The organism is Woeseia sp. D3-10 (assembly GCF_055809415.1).
The window spans coordinates 1,811,727-1,831,036 of the sequence record NZ_JBVVTW010000007.1; the positions used below are offsets into that span (position 1 = coordinate 1,811,727).

General features: G+C 55.2%; 13 protein-coding genes. 5 read left to right on the plus strand and 8 right to left on the minus strand.

Translation table 11 applies throughout. The features are described 5' to 3' along the window. Positions 1 to 467: 467 nt before the first annotated feature. A complete protein-coding gene (locus tag AC0L8N_RS08595; protein ID WP_473670097.1) occupies positions 468 to 839 on the plus strand; it encodes an acyl-CoA thioesterase in 372 nt (123 codons plus the stop codon). A gap of 16 nt (positions 840 to 855) precedes the next feature. Here AC0L8N_RS08595 and AC0L8N_RS08600 read toward each other — a convergent pair whose 3' ends face one another. From AC0L8N_RS08600 to AC0L8N_RS08610, 3 genes are all read right to left on the minus strand, one after another. Beyond that, the gene (locus AC0L8N_RS08600) at positions 856 to 1,005 is read right to left on the minus strand and encodes a hypothetical protein (RefSeq protein ID WP_473667221.1); all 150 of its coding nucleotides are present in this window, start codon (positions 1,003 to 1,005) and stop codon (positions 856 to 858) included. 223 nt (positions 1,006 to 1,228) lie between these two features. Further along, positions 1,229 to 2,110, minus strand: a complete 882-nt coding sequence (locus AC0L8N_RS08605; RefSeq protein ID WP_473670099.1) for an NAD(P)-dependent oxidoreductase — start codon at positions 2,108 to 2,110, stop codon at positions 1,229 to 1,231. A gap of 118 nt (positions 2,111 to 2,228) precedes the next feature. Next, complete coding sequence (locus tag AC0L8N_RS08610; RefSeq protein WP_473667222.1) at positions 2,229 to 3,524, minus strand: MFS transporter; 1,296 nt, start codon at positions 3,522 to 3,524, stop codon at positions 2,229 to 2,231. A gap of 519 nt (positions 3,525 to 4,043) precedes the next feature. Between AC0L8N_RS08610 and AC0L8N_RS08615 the strand changes: the two genes are divergently transcribed. After that, positions 4,044 to 4,802, plus strand: a complete 759-nt coding sequence (locus tag AC0L8N_RS08615) for a FadR/GntR family transcriptional regulator (RefSeq protein WP_473667223.1) — start codon at positions 4,044 to 4,046, stop codon at positions 4,800 to 4,802. Positions 4,803 to 4,879: 77 nt separating this feature from the next. Here the strand turns inward: AC0L8N_RS08615 and AC0L8N_RS08620 are convergent, their stop codons facing one another. The 5 genes from AC0L8N_RS08620 to AC0L8N_RS08640 all read right to left on the minus strand — a co-directional run bounded on the left by AC0L8N_RS08620 (position 4,880) and on the right by AC0L8N_RS08640 (position 15,963). Then, on the minus strand, positions 4,880 to 5,758 hold the full coding sequence (locus tag AC0L8N_RS08620) for a 2-keto-4-pentenoate hydratase (protein ID WP_473667224.1): 879 nt from the start codon (positions 5,756 to 5,758) through the stop codon (positions 4,880 to 4,882). 68 nt (positions 5,759 to 5,826) lie between these two features. Continuing rightward, complete coding sequence (locus tag AC0L8N_RS08625) at positions 5,827 to 7,293, minus strand: polysaccharide lyase family 7 protein (RefSeq protein ID WP_473667226.1); 1,467 nt, start codon at positions 7,291 to 7,293, stop codon at positions 5,827 to 5,829. A gap of 75 nt (positions 7,294 to 7,368) precedes the next feature. Beyond that, on the minus strand, positions 7,369 to 8,400 hold the full coding sequence (locus AC0L8N_RS08630; RefSeq protein ID WP_473670101.1) for a polysaccharide lyase family 7 protein: 1,032 nt from the start codon (positions 8,398 to 8,400) through the stop codon (positions 7,369 to 7,371). Between the two features lie 128 nt (positions 8,401 to 8,528). Beyond that, positions 8,529 to 11,639 carry a TonB-dependent receptor gene (locus tag AC0L8N_RS08635; protein WP_473667227.1) on the minus strand — a complete coding sequence of 1,037 codons (3,111 nt, stop codon included), beginning with the start codon at positions 11,637 to 11,639 and terminating at the stop codon, positions 8,529 to 8,531. 61 nt (positions 11,640 to 11,700) lie between these two features. Then, positions 11,701 to 15,963 (minus strand): VCBS domain-containing protein, encoded by a 4,263-nt coding sequence (locus AC0L8N_RS08640; RefSeq protein ID WP_473667228.1) that lies wholly within the window; start codon positions 15,961 to 15,963, stop codon positions 11,701 to 11,703. A gap of 721 nt (positions 15,964 to 16,684) precedes the next feature. Between AC0L8N_RS08640 and AC0L8N_RS08645 the strand changes: the two genes are divergently transcribed. From AC0L8N_RS08645 to AC0L8N_RS08655, 3 genes are all read left to right on the plus strand, one after another. Beyond that, entirely contained in the window at positions 16,685 to 17,041 is a 357-nt protein-coding gene (locus AC0L8N_RS08645) for a hypothetical protein (RefSeq protein ID WP_473667229.1), read from the plus strand. A 29-nt stretch (positions 17,042 to 17,070) separates the two neighbouring features. Beyond that, complete coding sequence (locus AC0L8N_RS08650; RefSeq protein ID WP_473667230.1) at positions 17,071 to 17,604, plus strand: hypothetical protein; 534 nt, start codon at positions 17,071 to 17,073, stop codon at positions 17,602 to 17,604. Positions 17,605 to 17,735: 131 nt separating this feature from the next. Further along, positions 17,736 to 19,175, plus strand: coding sequence for a serine hydrolase domain-containing protein (locus AC0L8N_RS08655; protein WP_473667231.1), 1,440 nt, complete (start codon positions 17,736 to 17,738; stop codon positions 19,173 to 19,175). The last annotated feature ends 135 nt before the right edge of the window (positions 19,176 to 19,310 follow it).

Below are 19,310 nucleotides of genomic sequence, written 5' to 3' on the forward strand. Positions count from 1 at the left end.
ACAGCCGAGTGAGCTGTCCGGATTCTGACGGTGTGGATACTCTGTTGTTGGCGCTCGGTGGCAGTAATTCTCGCAACGCTTACTACAATAAATAGACATCAAACTGCGAACGCCTGCACCGTAGCGATGCAATGACGGAGAAGGGTTGCATCACCTTGGTTCGTCATACCTCCTGAAAGCGTGCACGACGGACCCGTGCAGCAAGTATTCGCGCCGCCTGCACCGATTTCTCGGCGTTGGCACGATGGTTGCAACCTTGTTTGCAGGCGCATCTCGGTGCATTCGAAAGTTCCGAAATGACAGTGCTCCCGGAGTTGGGTTCCACCCCCCCCGGAAACCGGATTCAGGGGCAATGGCAAAGTAGGTTGCGCTAAAGGGAGCGGCATGATGCCGCTCCCTTCATTACTTCAAGAGTTGGAATGACCTGCAGCGGGCTTTCCAATAGGACATTAAGGATGCAGGACAGAATAAAGTTCTACGGACGTCGCATGGTGCGACCCGAACACCTCAATAGCGTCAATCGGTTGTTCGGAGGAACATTGTTGAGTTGGGTAGACGAAGAAGCGTACATATTCGCAAAGTGCCAACTTCGAACGCCACACATCGTTACGCGACACATTTCGGAAGTAAACTTCGTATCGGCCGCCGTGCAGGATGACATCGTGGAGTTCGGCCTGAGTGTGGCGAATCTTGGAAAGTCCTCGATAACGGTCACTTGCCAGGTTCGCAACAAAGACAGCAAGAAAGTACTCATCGACATCAAGAAGCTGGTCTTTGTGGCAGTAGATCGGCTAGGCCAGCCTGTTCCGCATGGACTGGGCCTGGAAGCGGTAAGCTAGAGCAAAGCCGGTCGAATCATTCGGTTTGCTGCGAATGGGACCAATCGTTGCCGATCGCAGTACTTGCGCGTTTGAGGATGCTTGCTTCGGCACACTCGTCGTCCGCTTGATTGACGGCAACGACCATCGTGTGTCCTGCAGCCATCGAAACGGTAACTCTGCGCAATGTCGTGATCACCGATTCTTACCACGGGACAGCGGTGTTCGCGCACGATCGTCGGGGACACCAGCTCCATACCCGCCTTTAACCTGGGAGCACGGCCCGGCACCAGTCACGAGAACGATTATCGACCGGATTAGCTGGAGCGAGCGAGCACACCGCAACGGTAGGTGTCGTCCGGTACATTGCGGGCCTGCGCTCGCACAACGGCCTGGCTTCCTGCGATACGTCAGGTCAGGTAGTAGTCCAGGATCTCGGGAACGTTGCCGTCACTCATGCCAGCATCGACGGCCGCATTGAGATTGGATGACGTGCCTTCGGCAATCTGTGATCGCATGCCCAGGTCTTCAACCATATTGACAAAGTAACCCAGATCCTTGTTGGCGTTAGCGATTGAAAAGCCGAGGTCGCTGACGCCATCCACAGCGTAGTGTTTGCAAAATTTCATGAAAGGCGAGCTGGACGGGCCTGTCGACATGATCTCCCAGAGTTGCTGGCGATCGACACCGGCACGATCGGCAACGGCAAAAGCCTGCGACATGGCACAGACGGTGGTCATGCCCACAAAGTTGTTAACCAGCTTGGTCGTATGGCCGGCGCCGAGTGCACCCAGGTAAAAGATATTCTCGCCCAATACGTCGAGAACCGGCTTGACCTTCTCGAAGGTTTCCTTTTTGCCAGCGGCCATGATATTCAACAACCCGTCTTTCGCATGAGCTGGCGTGCGTCCGAGCGGAGCGTCAATCATACCTGCGCCTTTCCGGGCGAGATCGGCCCCGATTTTGCGCGTTGATGCGGGAATCGACGTACCAAAATCAATCAGCACGGCGCCTTCCCTGACACCGGCCAGAATGCCGTCATCGGCATAGACCAGCTTCTCGACAACAGCGGTGGTGGTCAGACAAAGCATGATGATGTCACTGGCTGCCGCCAGTTCGGCAGGTGTCCGCGCCTCAGTGGCCCCACGGGCAACTACGGCCGCGACGGCGTCTTTGTTCAGGTCCATTACAACGGGCTTGAATCCGTTGTTCTGCAAGCATTCAACCATGTTGCCGCCCATCAGGCCCAGGCCGATGAATCCAACGATGGGTTTGGTCATATTTGACTCCAGAATATTTTGTTGTGTGTTGCTGCCAGCACACCGTCAAGAAGGCGGCGCCTGGCACGAGGTTGTTCTCTTTAGAAAATACTGTGCGGGCGCAATGCCCTCTTTGATTACACAGCCCCTGTTATTGAAGCCGACTTGCGGCACCCGCTGGACGTGGCTTGAGCGGCTGGATGTGCCCACACAGGAACCACACCGATAGCACCGTCATCACTGCGAGCCCCGCCCCGACCGCGAAGGCGGGCGCGTAGCTGTTCACGGTAATGACGGGGATCAGGAAATTCAGCCCGACAACAGCCAGCTTAGCGGCAGTACCTGCGTAGCCAGCGAGCGTACCGACGGAGTTTCCGCTGTAGAAATCGCTGGGCAATGTCTGGATGTTGCCGACGGCCGTTTGAAAGCCGAAAAGAATCACTGCCATCAGCAGGACCGCAATGACCGGTGTGGCGGCTTTTGCGGTCAGCAACAGCGAGACCAGCATGATCACGCCCCCAAGACTGATGACAAACTTTCGTCCCTTGTTGACCGTCCAGCCCGCATTGATCCTGTTTTGCGCCAGCAGCCCACCGAACCAGGCGCCAAACATGGCGCCAACGTAGGGCACCCATGCATAGCGGCCTATCTCTGCGACGCCAAAGCCGTAGGTCTCTGAGAGATACAGGGGCAACCAGCCGACAAACAACCACCAGATCGGATCGAGGAAAAACGAGGCCATAATCACGCCCCAGCTCTCCTTGCGAGACAGAATTTCGGCAGAACCCGGTGCGTAACTTGCCACTTCGTTGGTTTCGGTATTGCGTTGCCCGGCCAGAATGTACTGCCGCTCGACCTCCGACACCCATGGGTGTGTTGCGGGCCCGGATTTATAGATAATCAGCCACGGCACCAGCCAGAGAAAGCCGAGTGCACCGATCGCAATAAACGTGGCTTGCCAGCTTTCGAGAAACACAAACAGGTAGGCAACAACTGGCGCGGAAACTATTCCGCCGATCGCTGCACCGGAATTGAAAATGCCTTGTGCGAATGCCCGCTCCTTGATCGGAAACCATTCGGCATTGGCCTTGGTCGCGCCCGGCCAATTGCCCGCTTCTGAGATACCCAGCAGGCCACGAAAGACGATGAAGGTGGAGAGGCTGGATGCAACGGCGTGCAACATGGTCGCCAGCGACCAGACACCAATACACAACACGAACGCGATACGCGTTCCGATCCAGTCAAAGATTTTGCCAAACAGTGTCTGGCCAAACGCGTAGGCGAACGTAAAGACATTCAGAATGATGGCGTAATCGGTTTTGGTGAGGCCAAGGTCTTCGGAAATTTCCGGCCAGAGGAATCCCAGCGCACCCCGATCGATGTAGTTAATGACCGTCGCAACCGCAACAAGAATCACAATCGTCCAGCGAAGGCTTTTTGTCCTCATTGTTCGCGCACCCCTGAGTGTGAACTGGTCAAGACAGTTTGGGCGATAGCAGATTGCCCGAGAACCTGGAATGAGCTACGTCGAGAGACTGTCGATGCCGCATACGCACAGCCGGCACCCCTTGCGTCAGGACGCACGCCGAATCACCACGTGAAGTTGACGACCGGTCACGGTCACATCGTCGAATCGGTTCACTTCCCCCTCCCCCGAGTCTCTGTTGTTGAACAAAGTGTGGTCATGGCCACAGCTTTTGGCAAAGTATACGTTATTACCAAAAAAATTAAAACTTTCGAAAATTGGTCGGATACATCTATCAGAACACTGCCGCATCACGAGCCATTCAGGCACCGCAAGCGCACTCGGAAGCTCAGTAGTAGCGCCCAGTTTAGCCCGATCTTGTTGGTTTGAGAGGTCTTCGGCGCTGGTACACAAAGCCGGTGACCAAAATTTGCCTGTGCGGTACACTATCGGCGAAAAAAGGCTATCGGCAGACCGATTGGTCATAAGGAGTGATTACGCATGTCCGGCGACAGACGCTTGTACCAAGGGGTTCAGAAGAAACTGCAGGAGTTGGTCCGAAGCGGCGAGTATCCTCCCGGAGGGCGGCTGCCGCCAGAACGGGAGCTTGCGGAGCGCTTCAACGTCAGCCGGCCCACTGTTCGCGAAGCAATTATTGCAATGGAAGCGTTGGGACAGGTGAAGGTCAAGACCGGATCCGGTGTTTACGTGCTGGAGACCGCATCGGGAATAAATGGTGGTGATCCGGGTGCGAGCCCGTTCGAACTGACGGAAGCGCGTGCGCTCGTCGAAGGAGAAGCTGCTGCACTGGCCGCTACGATGATCAGCGATGAACAACTCGACGAACTCGAGAAAGCGCTGCATGAAATGGCCGATGAATCGGTGGACGGCAAGCTGATCTCGGAACTCGCTGATCAGAAATTCCATCACATCATTTCGAGGGCAACCCAGAACAAGATGCTCGCCTCGATGATTGACAACCTGTGGCAACTCCGTGACAACTCACCGTCAATTCACAAGGCATACCAGGCAGTCTGTGACACCGACGGGCAGCGCCGGGTACAGGAACATCAGGAAATTTTCGATGCACTGAAACGTCGTGACGCAGATGCTGCCCGCAGAGCGATGCACGCGCATTTTTCACGTCTGCTGAACAAACTCATTGCCGCCGATGAATCCGAACAGATAGAGCTCGCTCGGCGCCGTGCGCTGGAAAGCCGCCGCCGCTTCTCGTTAAACCACCTGGTTACTGAATCCTGATTCGTTCGACGTCGAGGGCAGTGAATGTCCTAAGAAAATTTCGATTTGCTTTCTTCGGGTCTGAAGGAATTCGCTCATTATCGACGCCGCTCCCTGCACGGGGCGGCCTCAAATCCCACTTCGAACCAGCCGAATGAACCGTAGTCGATACGTGCGACCGACCCAACGGTCACCTCGTGCGCTCCGGTAAGTAGTCCGGTTGAAATGAGGCTTCCGGCGGGTAACTCGATTCCGTGCCTGCCGCAGTGTGCAACCAGGAATCGCACCGCATCGAAAGGAGCCTCATCGATCGGGCCTGGTCGCGCTTCACCAACGACTTCGCCATCGACAGATACACGGACAGCCAGTGCATCTGCTGGTAACGATTCGAAACCCCTGATCTCCGGCCCAACAACGACGCCGGTGTTGATACCGAGGTCCGGTATGATTGCCATGCAGCCCAACTCTATAACTGATGGCAGCGGACTACTGGCGATCTCCGCACCGCCGTACACGCCAGCAAGGTGCTCAAGAATGTCGTGATCGGACCATTCCCTGTTGCTGGGGGAAATCGTCCTTCCGAGTTTCAGCACGAACTCAGCCTCTATCACCGCAAAGCCGCCTGCGTATATCTCGCCCACTGACTGTGCACCGACCTCCACTTCGTGAACTGTATTCGCAAAGACCGGTCCAGCCAGACGCTCCACCGGAAACTTGCCGCGATCGTGAGGCGGCAGTCTTGCGACTTTCCATCCAGCCACGTCATCCGGCCACTGTGCAATCGACGCGAACTGGATGCCGTAGGCCTGATCGATGCTTGTTGGCAATTGACCAGGAGCGTCTTGCATGATGCGTGCGTCAAGACGCGCATCAATAAGACGATCCGATAACACCTGATCAGACGCCGAAAAGCTACTCGGTATCTCAGGCCTGACTATCACGCTCGGTTTCGTTCTGGTTGCTGCCCGGCGTTGCATACTACGTTCTCCCAATAGGGTACTAGCAAATGGTTTCAATCACACCGACCCCGGAACAGGAACTGTTCCTAGGTACCGTGAGAATTCTCAAGCTCGTAAAACGTAACCTGATCATAGTCAGTTTCGTCTCCGGAGTTGTTCTGTGAATAGGCTCCGGCCTTGAAGTACATCCACTCGTCCGGAACGTCATAGCCGCTGTTCCGTTGCCGCATATCCACGTAATTGTGGCCAATGATGGGTCCGGTGCTGTCCCCGCGCCTTAGAATCACATCAATCCGGGCACCTCGCTGAGTGATCTCGTAGGAGAAAATCTCATTGAGGGCAATTCCGTTCTCCGGATTGGCATCATCAGAAGGTGCACTGCCCAGATTGCTGTTAGCAGGACCAACGATCGGAAAGTAGATATCGTCCGCATCCCGAATCTCATGCGCCAGATAGATGAATCCGCGCTCGTTCTCAGGGAACTTGCGATAATACAAACGCGCAGGCTCATCGTCCTGCGCATGAATTTGCCCGATGATGACCCGACCAACCTGGTTGCGATTACCCGTTTCAGTAACGTGGTTAACGGCCAGCGTGCCACGCAACACACCGTTACGCCCTCCCACTGGCAATCCCGGATCCGGCTGATACCCCAGTAGCCAGTTGTTTCGGTTCACCCCGCGCGTACTGATACTGGTATTGCCCCGGCGCAGCATTTCCCGCAACTCCGAGCGCGTATAGCTCGTGTTAGCGGATGTTCTGGCGCCACCGATGGTGGAGCGAAACACCATGCCGCCGTCCGAACCGGTGAAGAAATATCCGTCTGTAAAGCCGTTCGCCAAATCCGTTTCACTTGCGGTATCAGAGAGACCATCACCGTTGAGATCGGCCGGTGTATCGAGCTTCCAGCTGATCAGCTCAAAGTTTGATCCTGGTGGTTGAGTTGCGTTAAGTGCAAAGTCGGATGCCACCACATTACCAGGTTCGAAAACGGCAGTTGGCGTATCCAGAGCGCAACCAAAAGCGGTACCTTCTACGATTGCATTGTCTGCATTCAGGGAATTACCGTAGTTCTCAATTCGAATGTACTGTGCTGGCGTGTCGGGTGTTTCATACCGCTCGATACTCAGCGTTTCGCCGGACGACTGTTGGTCTGCCAGAACAGAATCGAAGTTGGTTCCATCGAGCGATGCGAAAACGTTGAAAGAAGCCACGCGCTGATCGCCCTCGAACCAGGCGATTCCAACTTCCCTGACCAGGTATCGCGCCCCCAGGTCGAAGGTGATGGTCATCGCATCACCGGAGGTTTCCCAACGTGAAGCAGGGCCCAGGTCGTCATCGACAGCCCGGTCCGGCCCGTTGCCTGCAGGGCTCTGACCGTTGTCGGTGGCAGCAATGATGTTAATAAGGTGATTCCCCGCGCAGGACAGATTCGGCACAGGCGGTACCGGTGTAGATGGCGGGGCGCTGCTGCCGTTTGAGCCTGACGAGCCGCCGCCTCCACATCCTGTGACAGCAAGCAGCCCGGCGAGCAAACTGGCGCGATACTTCATCTCTGATAATTCCTGTTCACGTCCCTGGATGGAACTTGGTCGGCTCGCCGACAAACCCGCTCACTTTTGCCAAGGCTATTTCTCAGGATCCACTGAACCGGTCATTAGTATCCGACCGAACGCCACAGCAGTGTAGTCGCCGTTGGCTTTGTCTGTTGCCCAGTCTCCCGTTCCAGCACAAGCGGGGTACCACATTGCCGAGTCATCTTTCGTGCTGCACTGGTTATAGGCACCCGCTTTGAAATACATCGCATCACCCGAGTAGCCTTGCGGGTTGTCCTTCTGATCAACCTTTCCATAGGCATCGACATTGTTGGACAGGTCGATCTCGTACCTGACTGTCTGTGACGGATCGGCCGTCCTGAACGTGAGGTACATGATATTGCCGTGCACGTTGATGTTGTAGTTGAACACCTGACCCAGCGCTATGCCCTTTTCACCGGGGTCTTCAGGGTTTTCCCAGGTATTGCCCCAGACGGGATAGGCGATGTCTGTTCTGTCCGGATCGGTGCTCTCCAGATTTCGTTCATATGTCCAGAACACCGAACCGGTGTCGTGGCCGGGCCATTTCTTGTAATAAATCTTGAGAGGCTCGTTGCCCCACCCGAAGCCTTCGCCCTTGCTGATTACACCTTGATCCTTGAGCGCATGAATCTGCCCCACAACCACCGAGTACGCGGGTTTCTTGTTCGCGTGCTTGGCTGTTCTGGCGACATGCAGGACTCTCAGCGTGGCTTCCAGCTGGCCACCCACATCGGCAAACGATCTGGAACCGCGATGCGCTTTCAGTGCGAAATTATTAAGCGGGTCATGAGTACCAATCCTGGTGTTCTTGCCACGCAGCATCTGGCGTAACTCACTTCGGGTGTTGGTGGAGCCTGCGGTGGTCTGCGCCTTGTTGGGGGCAGCGAACACCAGGTAACCATTCTGGTCAAGATAGAAGAAGTCCGGATGAGCATACTCGTGCATGGATCCGACTTTGACTTCGTCGACCTTGCCATCGTTGTTCTCATCCAGGGGCAGCGTAAGTTTCCAGAACCCAAGGTCGAATTTGTCGGCGGGATACTCCGCGTAAGCCGCCGTCGAACACAGAATAGTTAGCGCCATGCCAACTGATAGAAAACGCATAGAACCATCCTCTCAACTAACCACACGGAACAATCGATACTGCCGTTCCCTCCTTGGTACAGGACAGCGCCGACGCATGCCGGACTAATACCTCAGGAAACCGTCATCTAGAACGAGACCTTTACGCCGAGGAAAACGCGCGGCCCATAGGAGAGAGCCTGATAGGTGTTGCCATAAACTGCCCGGTAGTCGATACGCGGTTCATCCGTTATGTTCTTCGCCTCAAGATCCAGTTGAACGTTATCCAACAACTTGTAACGCACTTTCAGATCCAGCCTTTGATTGGTATTCGTATAGCGAATCCGGCCGTCTGTATCTCGTCCGAACTGCTGAAAATAGCCGGTTCGCAACTTATGGAGCAGCTGGAAATTCCACTTTCTGTTGCCCCAGTACAATTGCGTGGCTGTGACGTGTTTGGACAATCCGAAGAGGTTGGCAGGGGGCAGAATCCCGATCAGCGGAGTCTCAGTGGCCTCCCCAGTAACCGAATTTACCGCGATGGTTACACCATCACCGCCGTGCTGATCTTCGAACTCGAAATCGGAGTCAGCATAGTTGTAGCTGAATTTTCCGCCGAACCCACTCAAGAACCCCGGCAAGTAGTCGAACGAGTGTGACAAGCTCAGCTCGAAACCTTGTATTGTGCTTTTTTGATTGCTTATCTGCGTGGTTTCGACGAAACCCTGAACCTCGTTGCCGTCAAGATTGAATGTCTCGGCCTGGGCAACGTTCTCAAACGCACCATTGAATTCCTTCCAGTAGATCAGACCAGCAATCATCGTATCTGCATTCGGATACCACTCCAGGCCGAGATCAAAATTAGTCGACAGAATTGGCTTGAGATAAGGATTGCCGGCAGCACCGATTCCATTGACGGCTTCCGTCAGCGAAGAGTAGGCGTTTCCCTCGTCGTTATCCTGGATGGTACGTCCGTTGCCGTAAGCATCAGGATCCGGCCGAGACATGCCTCTGAAGAGTCCGCTTCTCAGAATGAGGTCCTCATCCAAATCTACAATGACCGTCAAGCTGGGGAGAACTTCCTGATAGCTGCTCTTCTGCGTGTCGGTTTCATAGCCCTCATCATCAGGGTCACCTTCCGTAACAACGAACCCTGCCCCGAGGACTTCCTCTACAGTGATAGGCCCCCGGTAGCCAACGGAAGTGATATCGGTATCGACAACACGAACACCAAAGTTACCTCGTACCGGATAGCCTGCGAACTCCTTGAAAAAATCCGCCTGAACGTAGAACGCCAGCGTATCTTCGGTTACGTCGTTAGTCCCGATAGTAAGACCGTTCTGGTACTGTATTCCGGCCAGGCCACCGTAATTTGCCAACCACGCATTGGCAGCACATTCGAAGTTGAACGTTGCGTATTCGCTCACCGCTGTACCACTGCTGGCGTTGGTTACGAGTTCAGCATCCCTGACATTTGACAGGAAGCCGGATTCCGGGAAGCTTTGGTCAGCGCACGCCAGCACGTTGGCCAGGATCGCGTCTGTCACGCCATTGTCTGCAACGCCATCCGGTGTTTGCAGATCCTCGTCCTCAAACAGACTTTCGCCAGGAGCGTTCCGCAACCCACCCAGCGCCAGATACTCCTGGCTGGAAGATCGCAGGCCCGCTTTCACGGTGTGGATCGCACCCGAATCTCGCGACCATACAAGATCCGCGCGGAAGGCATCCAACTTGTTGTCACGTGTAATTTGTCGTGCCTGAAGGCGCGCACGGTCCCAGGCGTTGAAGTAACTTGGGTCGGTAATTTCGAAACCGTTGCCACCATTGTCCAGAATCGTGGCGATTGCAGGGCCGGAATCGCCGTGGTTCACGTCAAGATGTACTGGGAAGTCATCACGGTTGCTGCCGACAAGATTGTTGTGCGTCGCGCCCAGCCGAAGCTCTACATCCGTCTCGATTCGATTCGTCTCGGAAGCAGCGTAGTCAAGACGCAAACTCAGATTGTCAGTCAGGCTGTAGTCGAGATTGATGCCGTATCCGCTGTATTCTTCAAGGCGCCCAAAGTCCGTCGTAAATGAATTGATATCAGTCTCGGATATGGAAGAAGAGACGATACCCGTCGACGGATTGGAAACCAGCTCGGATACGAATTCCTGCGTGGTCCCGAATTGCATGTCCTTGCGAAGCTCCCGCTGGTCACGTTCGGAATACTGAAAATCCACCGTGACATCCAGCCGGTCATTGGGTTGCAACTGGACGCTGCCAAAGAAGGCCTCCCGTTCATCACTCGTCGTGTTCTGACGGTAACGATGATCCCGCGGAATATAAGCGAAAGGAATGTCGCTGACGGAATTGTAGTTCGGATTGGAGTCAATCAAAGCCTGGATCTCGTCATTGCTGACGCCGGCAGCGCTGTCATGACAGCGGCCGCTGTCGCTCATATCGGTTGGCTGAGCATTGGAATCAAATGAGCTCAGCTCACAGGCTTCCAGGCGGCCGCCGCCCGACGTTGTGAAATATTCCTGCTCCGGGTTTGACTCGTCTCTGACCTGTATACCGAGTGATACACCCAGACGGGTGCCACTGTCGAAATCGAACTGATCGATATAGGCAACCGTCGCGCGTGAGCCGAAATCCTGCCCACCGGTGATGTTGGCTTCATCGGGACTGTGCGCGAGCTTTATGTTGGTCTGTAGCAAGCGCTTCCCATAGACCAACGGTTTCTTGGTATCCAGGTGTACCTGGCCACTGACGGCGCCCTCAATATATTCAGCAGACTGCGATTTATGAATCGCAATCGAGTTGAACATCTCGGAAGGGAAAATACTGAAATTTACCGCGCGGTTACCACTACCGTTCGTCGCTTCGCGGCCATTGACCACCGTCGTACCCAGAAACGGCCCCAGGCCCCTCACGGAGAGTTCAGTTGCCCCGCCGTTTTCTCGGTGCGACGTCGCGCCGGTAATCGTCTCGAGTGCAGCACCTATCGACAGCGCCGGAATGTCGCCTATTTCATCGGCGGACAAGCCATCCACAATTTGTACGGAATTACGTTTAAGCTCGATCGAGCTTTGCACAGTCGCTCTCGTCCCGGTAACGACGATCTCCTCAACTGCCTGGCTCAGTTCATCGGGTTCATCGGGCTCCTGAGCAGAGACCACCGAGCTTGTGACCAGTGCCAGACTTGCTATCCATATTGCACTCACGTTAGTACGTTTCAGTGAACGATCAGAGGATGCGATCTGCTTGGACTTAAACATGGGTAATCTCACGTCAAATGTTCGATTTTGAATGGACTCATTAAGTGTTTTTGTAAGCATCTTAGTTCTCCACTCCCACTGTCGCCTCGGATGTATTTGAGTGATAAGGCGAAGCAGCGTTGTCGGTATCCAGCGAATCACCCTCCAGGTAAGACTCGAAGTCATCAGAGAAGATTTCGGTGGTACCCGCCGTATCCGAGTAAACCGCTATTTCATCAACACTGAATATTCCCGTCGCAGGAATCACCGCACCATTGTCACCGAACCGGAAGGCAACGTGTGTTACTCCGTTAAAGGCATTGTTGTCGAGCGTGTAGGTAGCAAGACTGACACCATCCACCGAGATCGTGACATCCGGAAGCATCGTCGTGTCACCTCCCGGATACTCCCAGGTAATCAGCACATCCATGAACGCATCCAGCGTATGGGGCAACGCGGACGTATCGATCGTGCCGGGGCTTCTCACACCGAAACTGTCATCCCGGATGCGGAAGTCGAGAATCGCGCCATCGTTGTTGGTGTCTTCATTGAACAAGGTAATGAAGGCATCACCGTCCCCCAGCGTGTCATCCAGCCTTTTGACCGCAACTTCAAGTCGACCTGCAGCGAGCGGGCCATCAGTACCCAGCGCGTATCTCAGCTCGCCGGTATCACCAGAGTCGGTGTCGATGATCTCCGCAACCTTGTTGCCTGGGGTGCCAGGGCCGCCCGTGTCTGTACCACCGTCTTCAACCCCAACTGTCGCCTCGGACGTATTGGAATGATACGGAGACGCAGCGTTATCCGTGTCGAGCGAATCACCCTCCAGATAGGACTCGAAGTCATCGGCGAACACTCGGGTCATGCCATCTGTATCGGAGTAGATTGCTACTTCGTCAACACTGAATATTCCCGTCGCAGCAATCACCGCACCATTGTCACCAAAGCGGAACGCAACGTGTGTTACTCCGTTGAAGGCATTGTTGTCGAGCGTATAGGTAGCAAGACTGACACCATCCACCGAGATCGTGACATCCGGAAGCATCGTCGTGTCGCCACCCGGATACTCCCAGGTGATTAGCACGTCCATGAATGCGTCCAGCGTATGGGGCAGCGCTGACGTATCGATCGAGCTGGGGCTTCTCACACCGAAACTGTCATCCCGAATACGAAAGTCGAGAATGGCGCCATCGTTGTTGGTGTTCTCGTTATACAAGGTAATGAAGGCATCACCATCGCCCAGCGTGTCGTCGAGCCTTTTCACCGCAACTTCCAGCCGACCAGCCGCCAGCGGACCATCAGCACCCAGCGCGTATCTCAACTCACCCGTATCACCTGGGTCAGTATCGATGATTTCGGCAACCTTGTTGCCGGGAGTGCCGGGACGGCTCGAACCGGGAATGGTTTCCACAGTGGCTTCAGATGTACTTGAGTTGTAAGGGGAGGCCGCGTTGTCTGTATCAAGCGAATCGCCATCCAGGTAGGACTCGAAGTCATCAGAGAAGACTTCAATGAAGCCGGCCTTGTCGGCGTAAACCGCCAGATCATCAACGCTCACTTTCCCCGTGTTTTCACTGACACCACTGTTGTCACCAAAGCGGACCGCAATATGTGTCACACCGCCGACGGAGCTATTGTCCGGAGTAAATGGCGGAAGACTGACACCATCAACCGAGATCGTCACTTCCGGATTCACCGACGTGGATCCGTTCGGATACTCCCAGGTAATCCGCACATCCATAAACTCATCGAGCGTATGCGGCAGCGCAGATGTGTCGATCGTATCCGGGCTTCTGACACCAAAACTGTCATCGCGAATGCGGAAGTCCAGAATGGCACCATCGTTATTTGTGTTTTCGTTAAACAAAGTGATGAACGCATCTCCATCCCCCAAGGTGTCGTCCAGTCGCTTGATCTTCAGTTCAACTCGCCCTGCCGCAAGCGGTCCATCGGCGTCCAACGCGTATCTCAACTCGCCTGTATCGCCAGGATCGGTATCGACAATGACTGCAACGTTGTTATCACCTCCAGTCGGCTCGCCGCCAACACCGTTGATGGTGATCACCAGTTCGGCTGTGGTGCCGTCAAGCGACGATATCTGAACGGTATCCGTGACTCTGTCGCCCTGCACCATTGCGGCAATAGTCGGGTTCGTTGTGTCGAGGGTGTATTCCCACGTACCGGAAGGCAGAATCGAGAACGTGCCATATTCGGTTGTTGTCGCCACTTGCTCGACAATCAGGTCTTCATCCGGATCCGGATCAATGACCGTTACCATGTCCATCAAGACCATGGTGCTATCGCTATTGAGAGCGCCCACAAGATTGAAGAACGCGGCGGGCGTATTTTCTGCTTGGGCGCCGGTATCATAGACCGACACCGCGGCGTCGATTGAACCGGGATAAGTCGCGGACCCAACAAACGAATCCCCTACCGCGTAGTCCTCGAAATCATCCTCATATACCGGCATTGTTCCTGCAGCGTCGGAAGAGAGAACGACATCGTCTACGTAGTAAGAACCAAACGGAATGGTTGTGCCGTTGTCGCCGAATCGCCACTGAACAGTTTCAACCCCCTCGCCGAACCATGCATCGAGCGTTGTGAAGTCGGGGTCTACAACGGCCGCAGTTGAGAATGGACCGCCACCCAAAGCTTCGCCATTGATGAAGATTGTGATCTGGTCGGGCTGTGTTACGTCCCACGCGATCTCGATGGCATACCACTCGTTGGGTGTGAATGGCGCTTCGATGATATCGCCTGGGTAGGCTGGATCATCTGTGTTACGGACCAGAAACCGGTTCTCTTGGATGCGCAGGTCAACCAGAGATTCGGCAACGCTGCCTGAAGAGCCGTACAGCGTAATGTAGGCATCCTTCTCATTCCCATCATCAGCAAGAGCGCCAGTCTTGAGGAACGAAAATGCGAGCCGTCCCTGCATCATGTGCGGATCCAGCTCCAGCCTAAGTTCACCCGTATCGCCGTTAATAGTGTTGGTTATCTGGGCAACCTGGGTAAGAGCGGTAATTCGCACGACTAAGTTGGCGGCTGTTCCGTCGACCGAGGAGATCGCGATTGTATCGTTGATGGATTCACCAACGGCCAGGCCGGCTACCGTTTCATCGGCAGTATCGAGAACATAGGTCCAGGCCCCGTTTGGGTCGATGCTGAATGCCCCGTAGGTGGTTTGGACATCGGTCTGTGCAATGACCCTGTCTTCACCAAAATTGACGTCGGTAACAGTGACGTTGCCGGTGAGGGGTGTTGTTTGGTCATTGGGAATCGTAGCGCTCAAGCCGTCGAAAACGGCGGGTTCCGGTACATTATTGACGGCATCCTGCACGATGGTAAGAGCGTCGCTGTTCAAGTTGCCGGCCACCGCAGAAGTGCCCAGATCTGCGACTGCGGCATTAAAGGCATCCAGCAGGGACTGAGACAATTCACCATCGGCCATATCGGCGCTGAAATTGTTGATTATGTCGGCCGCAGACGCTGCGGCGTCGCTGGCATCCACCTGAGAAATCAGCGCCAACGCTGTAGCGTAAATTCCAGCATCATCATTGCTGGCAGCGGCTGTCGTTAAATTCGTCGGCTCGATGTTGGTAATGTCGCCAGAAATGCCGAAGTTGGCGCCAATGGCTGCGTTATAGGTAGAGATGGCCGTATTCAGATCGCCCGCTGCTTCAGCAAACTGGGTTGCAATTTCTGTCAAGGGCGAAACGGTGAAGGTAGCGTCGCCTGCCACATTGACAACTGCACGGGTGACAGGTGCATCGAGCACGAGACCCGTCGCCTCATCAACATAGGTCCCGCCGGTGCAGGTAATCAACGCCGGTCCATCAACGGGCACCAGCTCACCGAAGTTCACAATACCATTGCTGGTTGTACCCGTACTCAATGCGGTGCTCCCGGCGACTCCGGCGGCATCGATGGAGGTGATTTCACAAAGCGCTCCATCTACCAGGCCGTGAACGTAGCGCGCTTGAAGGTTAAAAGCGGCTTGAATCACAACAGGTGTAGATTCGACCGTCTCGCGAAGACCGGAGACGTCAGTGAAGCGAACGACCACGGAGACTGACGCACCACCCTCGCCTGGCGTTACCGTATAAGTAGATGATGTTGCACCCGGAATGAGGGCACCGTTTGAGTACCACTGATAACTTTCGCTGCCCGCTTGAATACCTTCGGGGTCCGATGCCGAAGCCGACAGGGTTTGTCCCACAATGGCATCCCCGCCTATGCTGACGACTCCGTTGGAAGCTGGCGCCAACGGGAGACTATCCCTGTCACTGCCGCAGCCGAATAGCGTCGCAAAAAGCGCAGCGAATAAAATGCTTCTATATTTCATTACCGTGAACCCCTGCATCGAATTTCGGATTACGAATGTCGGCCTGCCAGCTCAACGTGGCTGTCAAATCTGCCATCTGTCTGTTCTTTGGAGCCGAAAGTTTTCGCTCGGACAAAGCGGATTGGGCACCCAGACCCCTGCCCCCAGCCATGAGTGCTGGCTAGACCGCAACTGTCTGCCGCCTTAATCTCAGATTGGCCATGACCTGCGTTCGCCACGTCGATAGTTTGGTGCACTACGCCGTCCGCATCGCGTGGACGATCGCAAGACGAGTCTGGTTCAGGCTGGTACGCATTTCGGATCCCCCCCATTTGCGTGATTCCGTGCTTTGCGCTCTTGACGTGTGCGTTTCGCTTTTTCTAAAGAGTGCGATCAGGATCGCGCGGATCCTGACAGTCGATTTTCCATTGCGGTACCCATCCGGACTTCGGGTCCGCGGTCCAGGACGATCAAGGATTTAATTCAGATGCGCTGGCAGGACGCCGATTGCGCGGTCGCGTTTCCACGACCCTGTCTCGACCCCCCGATCATTTGGCGCACAGATCTGACCTCCCCCCGGTTTGAACAGCCAAACCGTTATACCAATTGAACGGCAAGCGTGCAACCAGACGTCTTTACCATTAACCTATTTTTGGTAATAACATATGTTAATAGTGTCTTACCCAATTGGTCTGCATAGAATTCTTGAAGTCGGGGACGGCAACGAAGGCGCTTCGTTCTGGTGACCCTGATGCCGCACGTGACATGGCAGGCAAACCCGGCAAAGTTCTTGCAGGATGACCAGTTATTTGGCCGGTATACCCGGCGTCACCAAGTTGTCCGGACCGGCCGCTTGGCTGGCGGCGCTGCTCGGCACCTGCCGGCGACCGGCATGGTCAATGCGACCGTGCCGTTCGGGCTCTCCGCCCCGAAGTCCCGTGAAACAAGGCTACGCCACGAAATACCGGACGCTGGACAGGCGCGAAACCGCTTGAAGGGCGAACCTTCTATCTGGCACATGAAAGATATCATCGCCGATACCAACACCTGCATCTGGACTGTGACCGCGATCGCCGGCATTCCCGGTCACCATAGTTAGAATCGAGAGCCGACTCGAGGAGAGCGCCAATGCAAATCCACAAGCTCACGGGCGCGGGCCTGCTTTACGTTGCCATACTCATAGTTGGCTGCTCGGATGTTGAATCACCCTCGACCATCATTGAAGCCTCGCTGGACGAGGCGAGCATGGCCGACTTTCTGAACCGCACTGGAAGCATGAATGCACACAGCGGACGACAGGGGCCTCCGGGAGCGGCACTTACCAATCGCAACGTCAGCGGCGCGCCGCTTGCCGTCGTGCTGACCACAATGGAACCCGTACTGATTTCTGCAGGCCTGCTCCCTGGTGACCGCATTCTGGCAATTGACGACGACAATGTTGTGGACTTGTTCGAGGAACGCTGGAACACCACCGGTCAGTACAAGAGAGCCGCGGCATTCGCAACCGACAAGTACACAAGCTTTGCCAACGAAGTGTTTTCCCGCAGACGTCAGGCGGCTTCCGTCTTGCTAACCGTGGTTCGCCCTCCGGATCGCGGCAGACAGACTAACAACCCGGTACCGGATCAGTACCTGGGCATCCGCATCACGTTTACGCCGTAGCGCCCTGGCAAGAAAAGGGTCGAGTTCTTACTGGAAATCTCTCGTCCAATTCGTTAGCGGAGTCCACATGCCGTAACATGATCGGCTGAAACAACAAGGAACCGCTGAATAAGAATTATAAGGAGAGAACAATGCTGCGATTCACTCGGCCCATCTCGTACCTGCCAATCGTCGTCCTGCTCGGCCTGACTGCCTGCCAATCCGTATCCACAACCAGAGCGGCGGCGACCGCAGGAGTCGACGACGCATTCTCGGATATTGCGACCGATGCTCCCGGTGCCGCAGTGATAGTAGTGAAAGACGGCGAGATCGTGCATCGCGCTGATTACGGTCTTGCCAACCTCGACTACGGCATACCGATCAACAGCAACACCGTGTTTGATATCGCGTCAATCTCGAAACAATTTGGCGGCATGGCCGCGTTACTACTCGAGGCCGACGGTGTACTCGACCTCGACGCGGACGTCAGAGAGTACGTACCCGAACTCCCGGATTTCGGCTATACAATCAGTGCTCGTCACCTGTTGCACCACACCAGCGGTATCCGCGACTGGCCACACGTCATGATGTTGGCCGGCGTTGAATACGGGGACGTCATTTCCTACGAGAAGATTTTGCGGATGCTGTTCCGGCAGGAAGCGATCAACTTCCCGCCCGGCTCGGAATACGCCTACTCAAATACCGGCTACAACTTGCTCGCCCTGATCATCGAACGAACGTCAGGCATGACGTTTCGTCAGTTCACTGCCGAAAGGATTTTCGAGCCGCTCGGTATGGCCAACACCCACTTTTCCGACAACTCCAATGAAGTCATTGCGAACCGCGCTGAATCCTACCAACCAGTGGAGTCCGGCCCCCACAGTGGACAGTATCAACGTGCTGTGAACCAGTTGACGGCGTTGGCATCGAGCTCCCTGCACACAACGATCGACGACTTCGGCCATTGGATGAAGAATTTTGACACTGCTCAGGTTGGCGGACAGGCGATCGTCGAGCGCATGACCGAACAGGGTGTGCTGACCAACGGCGAGACCATAGCCTACGCCAACGGCCTCGCCGTCGGCGAATACCGGGATTTGGTTACCCACGGTCACGGCGGTTCCTGGGCAGGTTTTCGAACCAACTATCTGCGCTTTCCGGAGCAAGGTGTCTCAGTCGCCGTCTTTTGCAACTTTGCCGATTGCGATCCCGCGCGCCGGGTACGGGAGGTATCAGAGGTCTTTCTCGGTGATCTGATGGGCCCGCCGGCAAGTGAGCGAGACGCTGACCCTGAGAACGCTCATCCGACCCTGTCGGCATCACAGCTTGCAGCATTCAGTGGTAGCTACCGGAGTGCAGAGCTGGATTCCACTTACCGCGTTTTCGTGAGGGACGGGCAGCTGATAGCCGAACACTGGCGCAACGCACCCACCGTACTCACACCGGTCGCCGAAGACCTGTTCGAAGGGGATCAAAACTGGTTTCCTGAAGTGCGATTCCAGCGTGATGACAATGGCGACGTAACCGCCTTGCTGGCTTCCGGATCGCGGGTTCGTGATTTGGTATTTGAGCGAATGGCGGGCGATCGATAATCGCCGGACTCGTTGCCGGTCCGCACATCAACCGTTACGGCGGTTGATGTGCGTGCGGCACGAGTCTGATAAATGTGTCAGGTTTATTTGTTGAATAAGCCTGACACCGCTTCTGGTTTCTGGACAGAACACATT

What these genes read in the sequence shown, in the direction of transcription:
- AC0L8N_RS08625 (WP_473667226.1), bottom strand. Translation starts at nt 7,293, where the DNA reads ATGAAGTATCGCGCCAGTTTGCTCGCCGGGCTGCTTGCTGTCACAGGA.
- AC0L8N_RS08630 (WP_473670101.1), bottom strand. Translation starts at nt 8,400, where the DNA reads ATGGCGCTAACTATTCTGTGTTCGACGGCGGCTTACGCGGAGTATCCC.
- AC0L8N_RS08635 (WP_473667227.1), bottom strand. Translation starts at nt 11,639, where the DNA reads ATGTTTAAGTCCAAGCAGATCGCATCCTCTGATCGTTCACTGAAACGT.
- AC0L8N_RS08655 (WP_473667231.1), top strand. Translation starts at nt 17,736, where the DNA reads ATGCTGCGATTCACTCGGCCCATCTCGTACCTGCCAATCGTCGTCCTG.
- AC0L8N_RS08640 (WP_473667228.1), bottom strand. Translation starts at nt 15,963, where the DNA reads ATGAAATATAGAAGCATTTTATTCGCTGCGCTTTTTGCGACGCTATTC.
- AC0L8N_RS08620 (WP_473667224.1), bottom strand. Translation starts at nt 5,758, where the DNA reads ATGCAACGCCGGGCAGCAACCAGAACGAAACCGAGCGTGATAGTCAGG.
- AC0L8N_RS08615 (WP_473667223.1), top strand. Translation starts at nt 4,044, where the DNA reads ATGTCCGGCGACAGACGCTTGTACCAAGGGGTTCAGAAGAAACTGCAG.
- AC0L8N_RS08650 (WP_473667230.1), top strand. Translation starts at nt 17,071, where the DNA reads ATGCAAATCCACAAGCTCACGGGCGCGGGCCTGCTTTACGTTGCCATA.
- AC0L8N_RS08610 (WP_473667222.1), bottom strand. Translation starts at nt 3,524, where the DNA reads ATGAGGACAAAAAGCCTTCGCTGGACGATTGTGATTCTTGTTGCGGTT.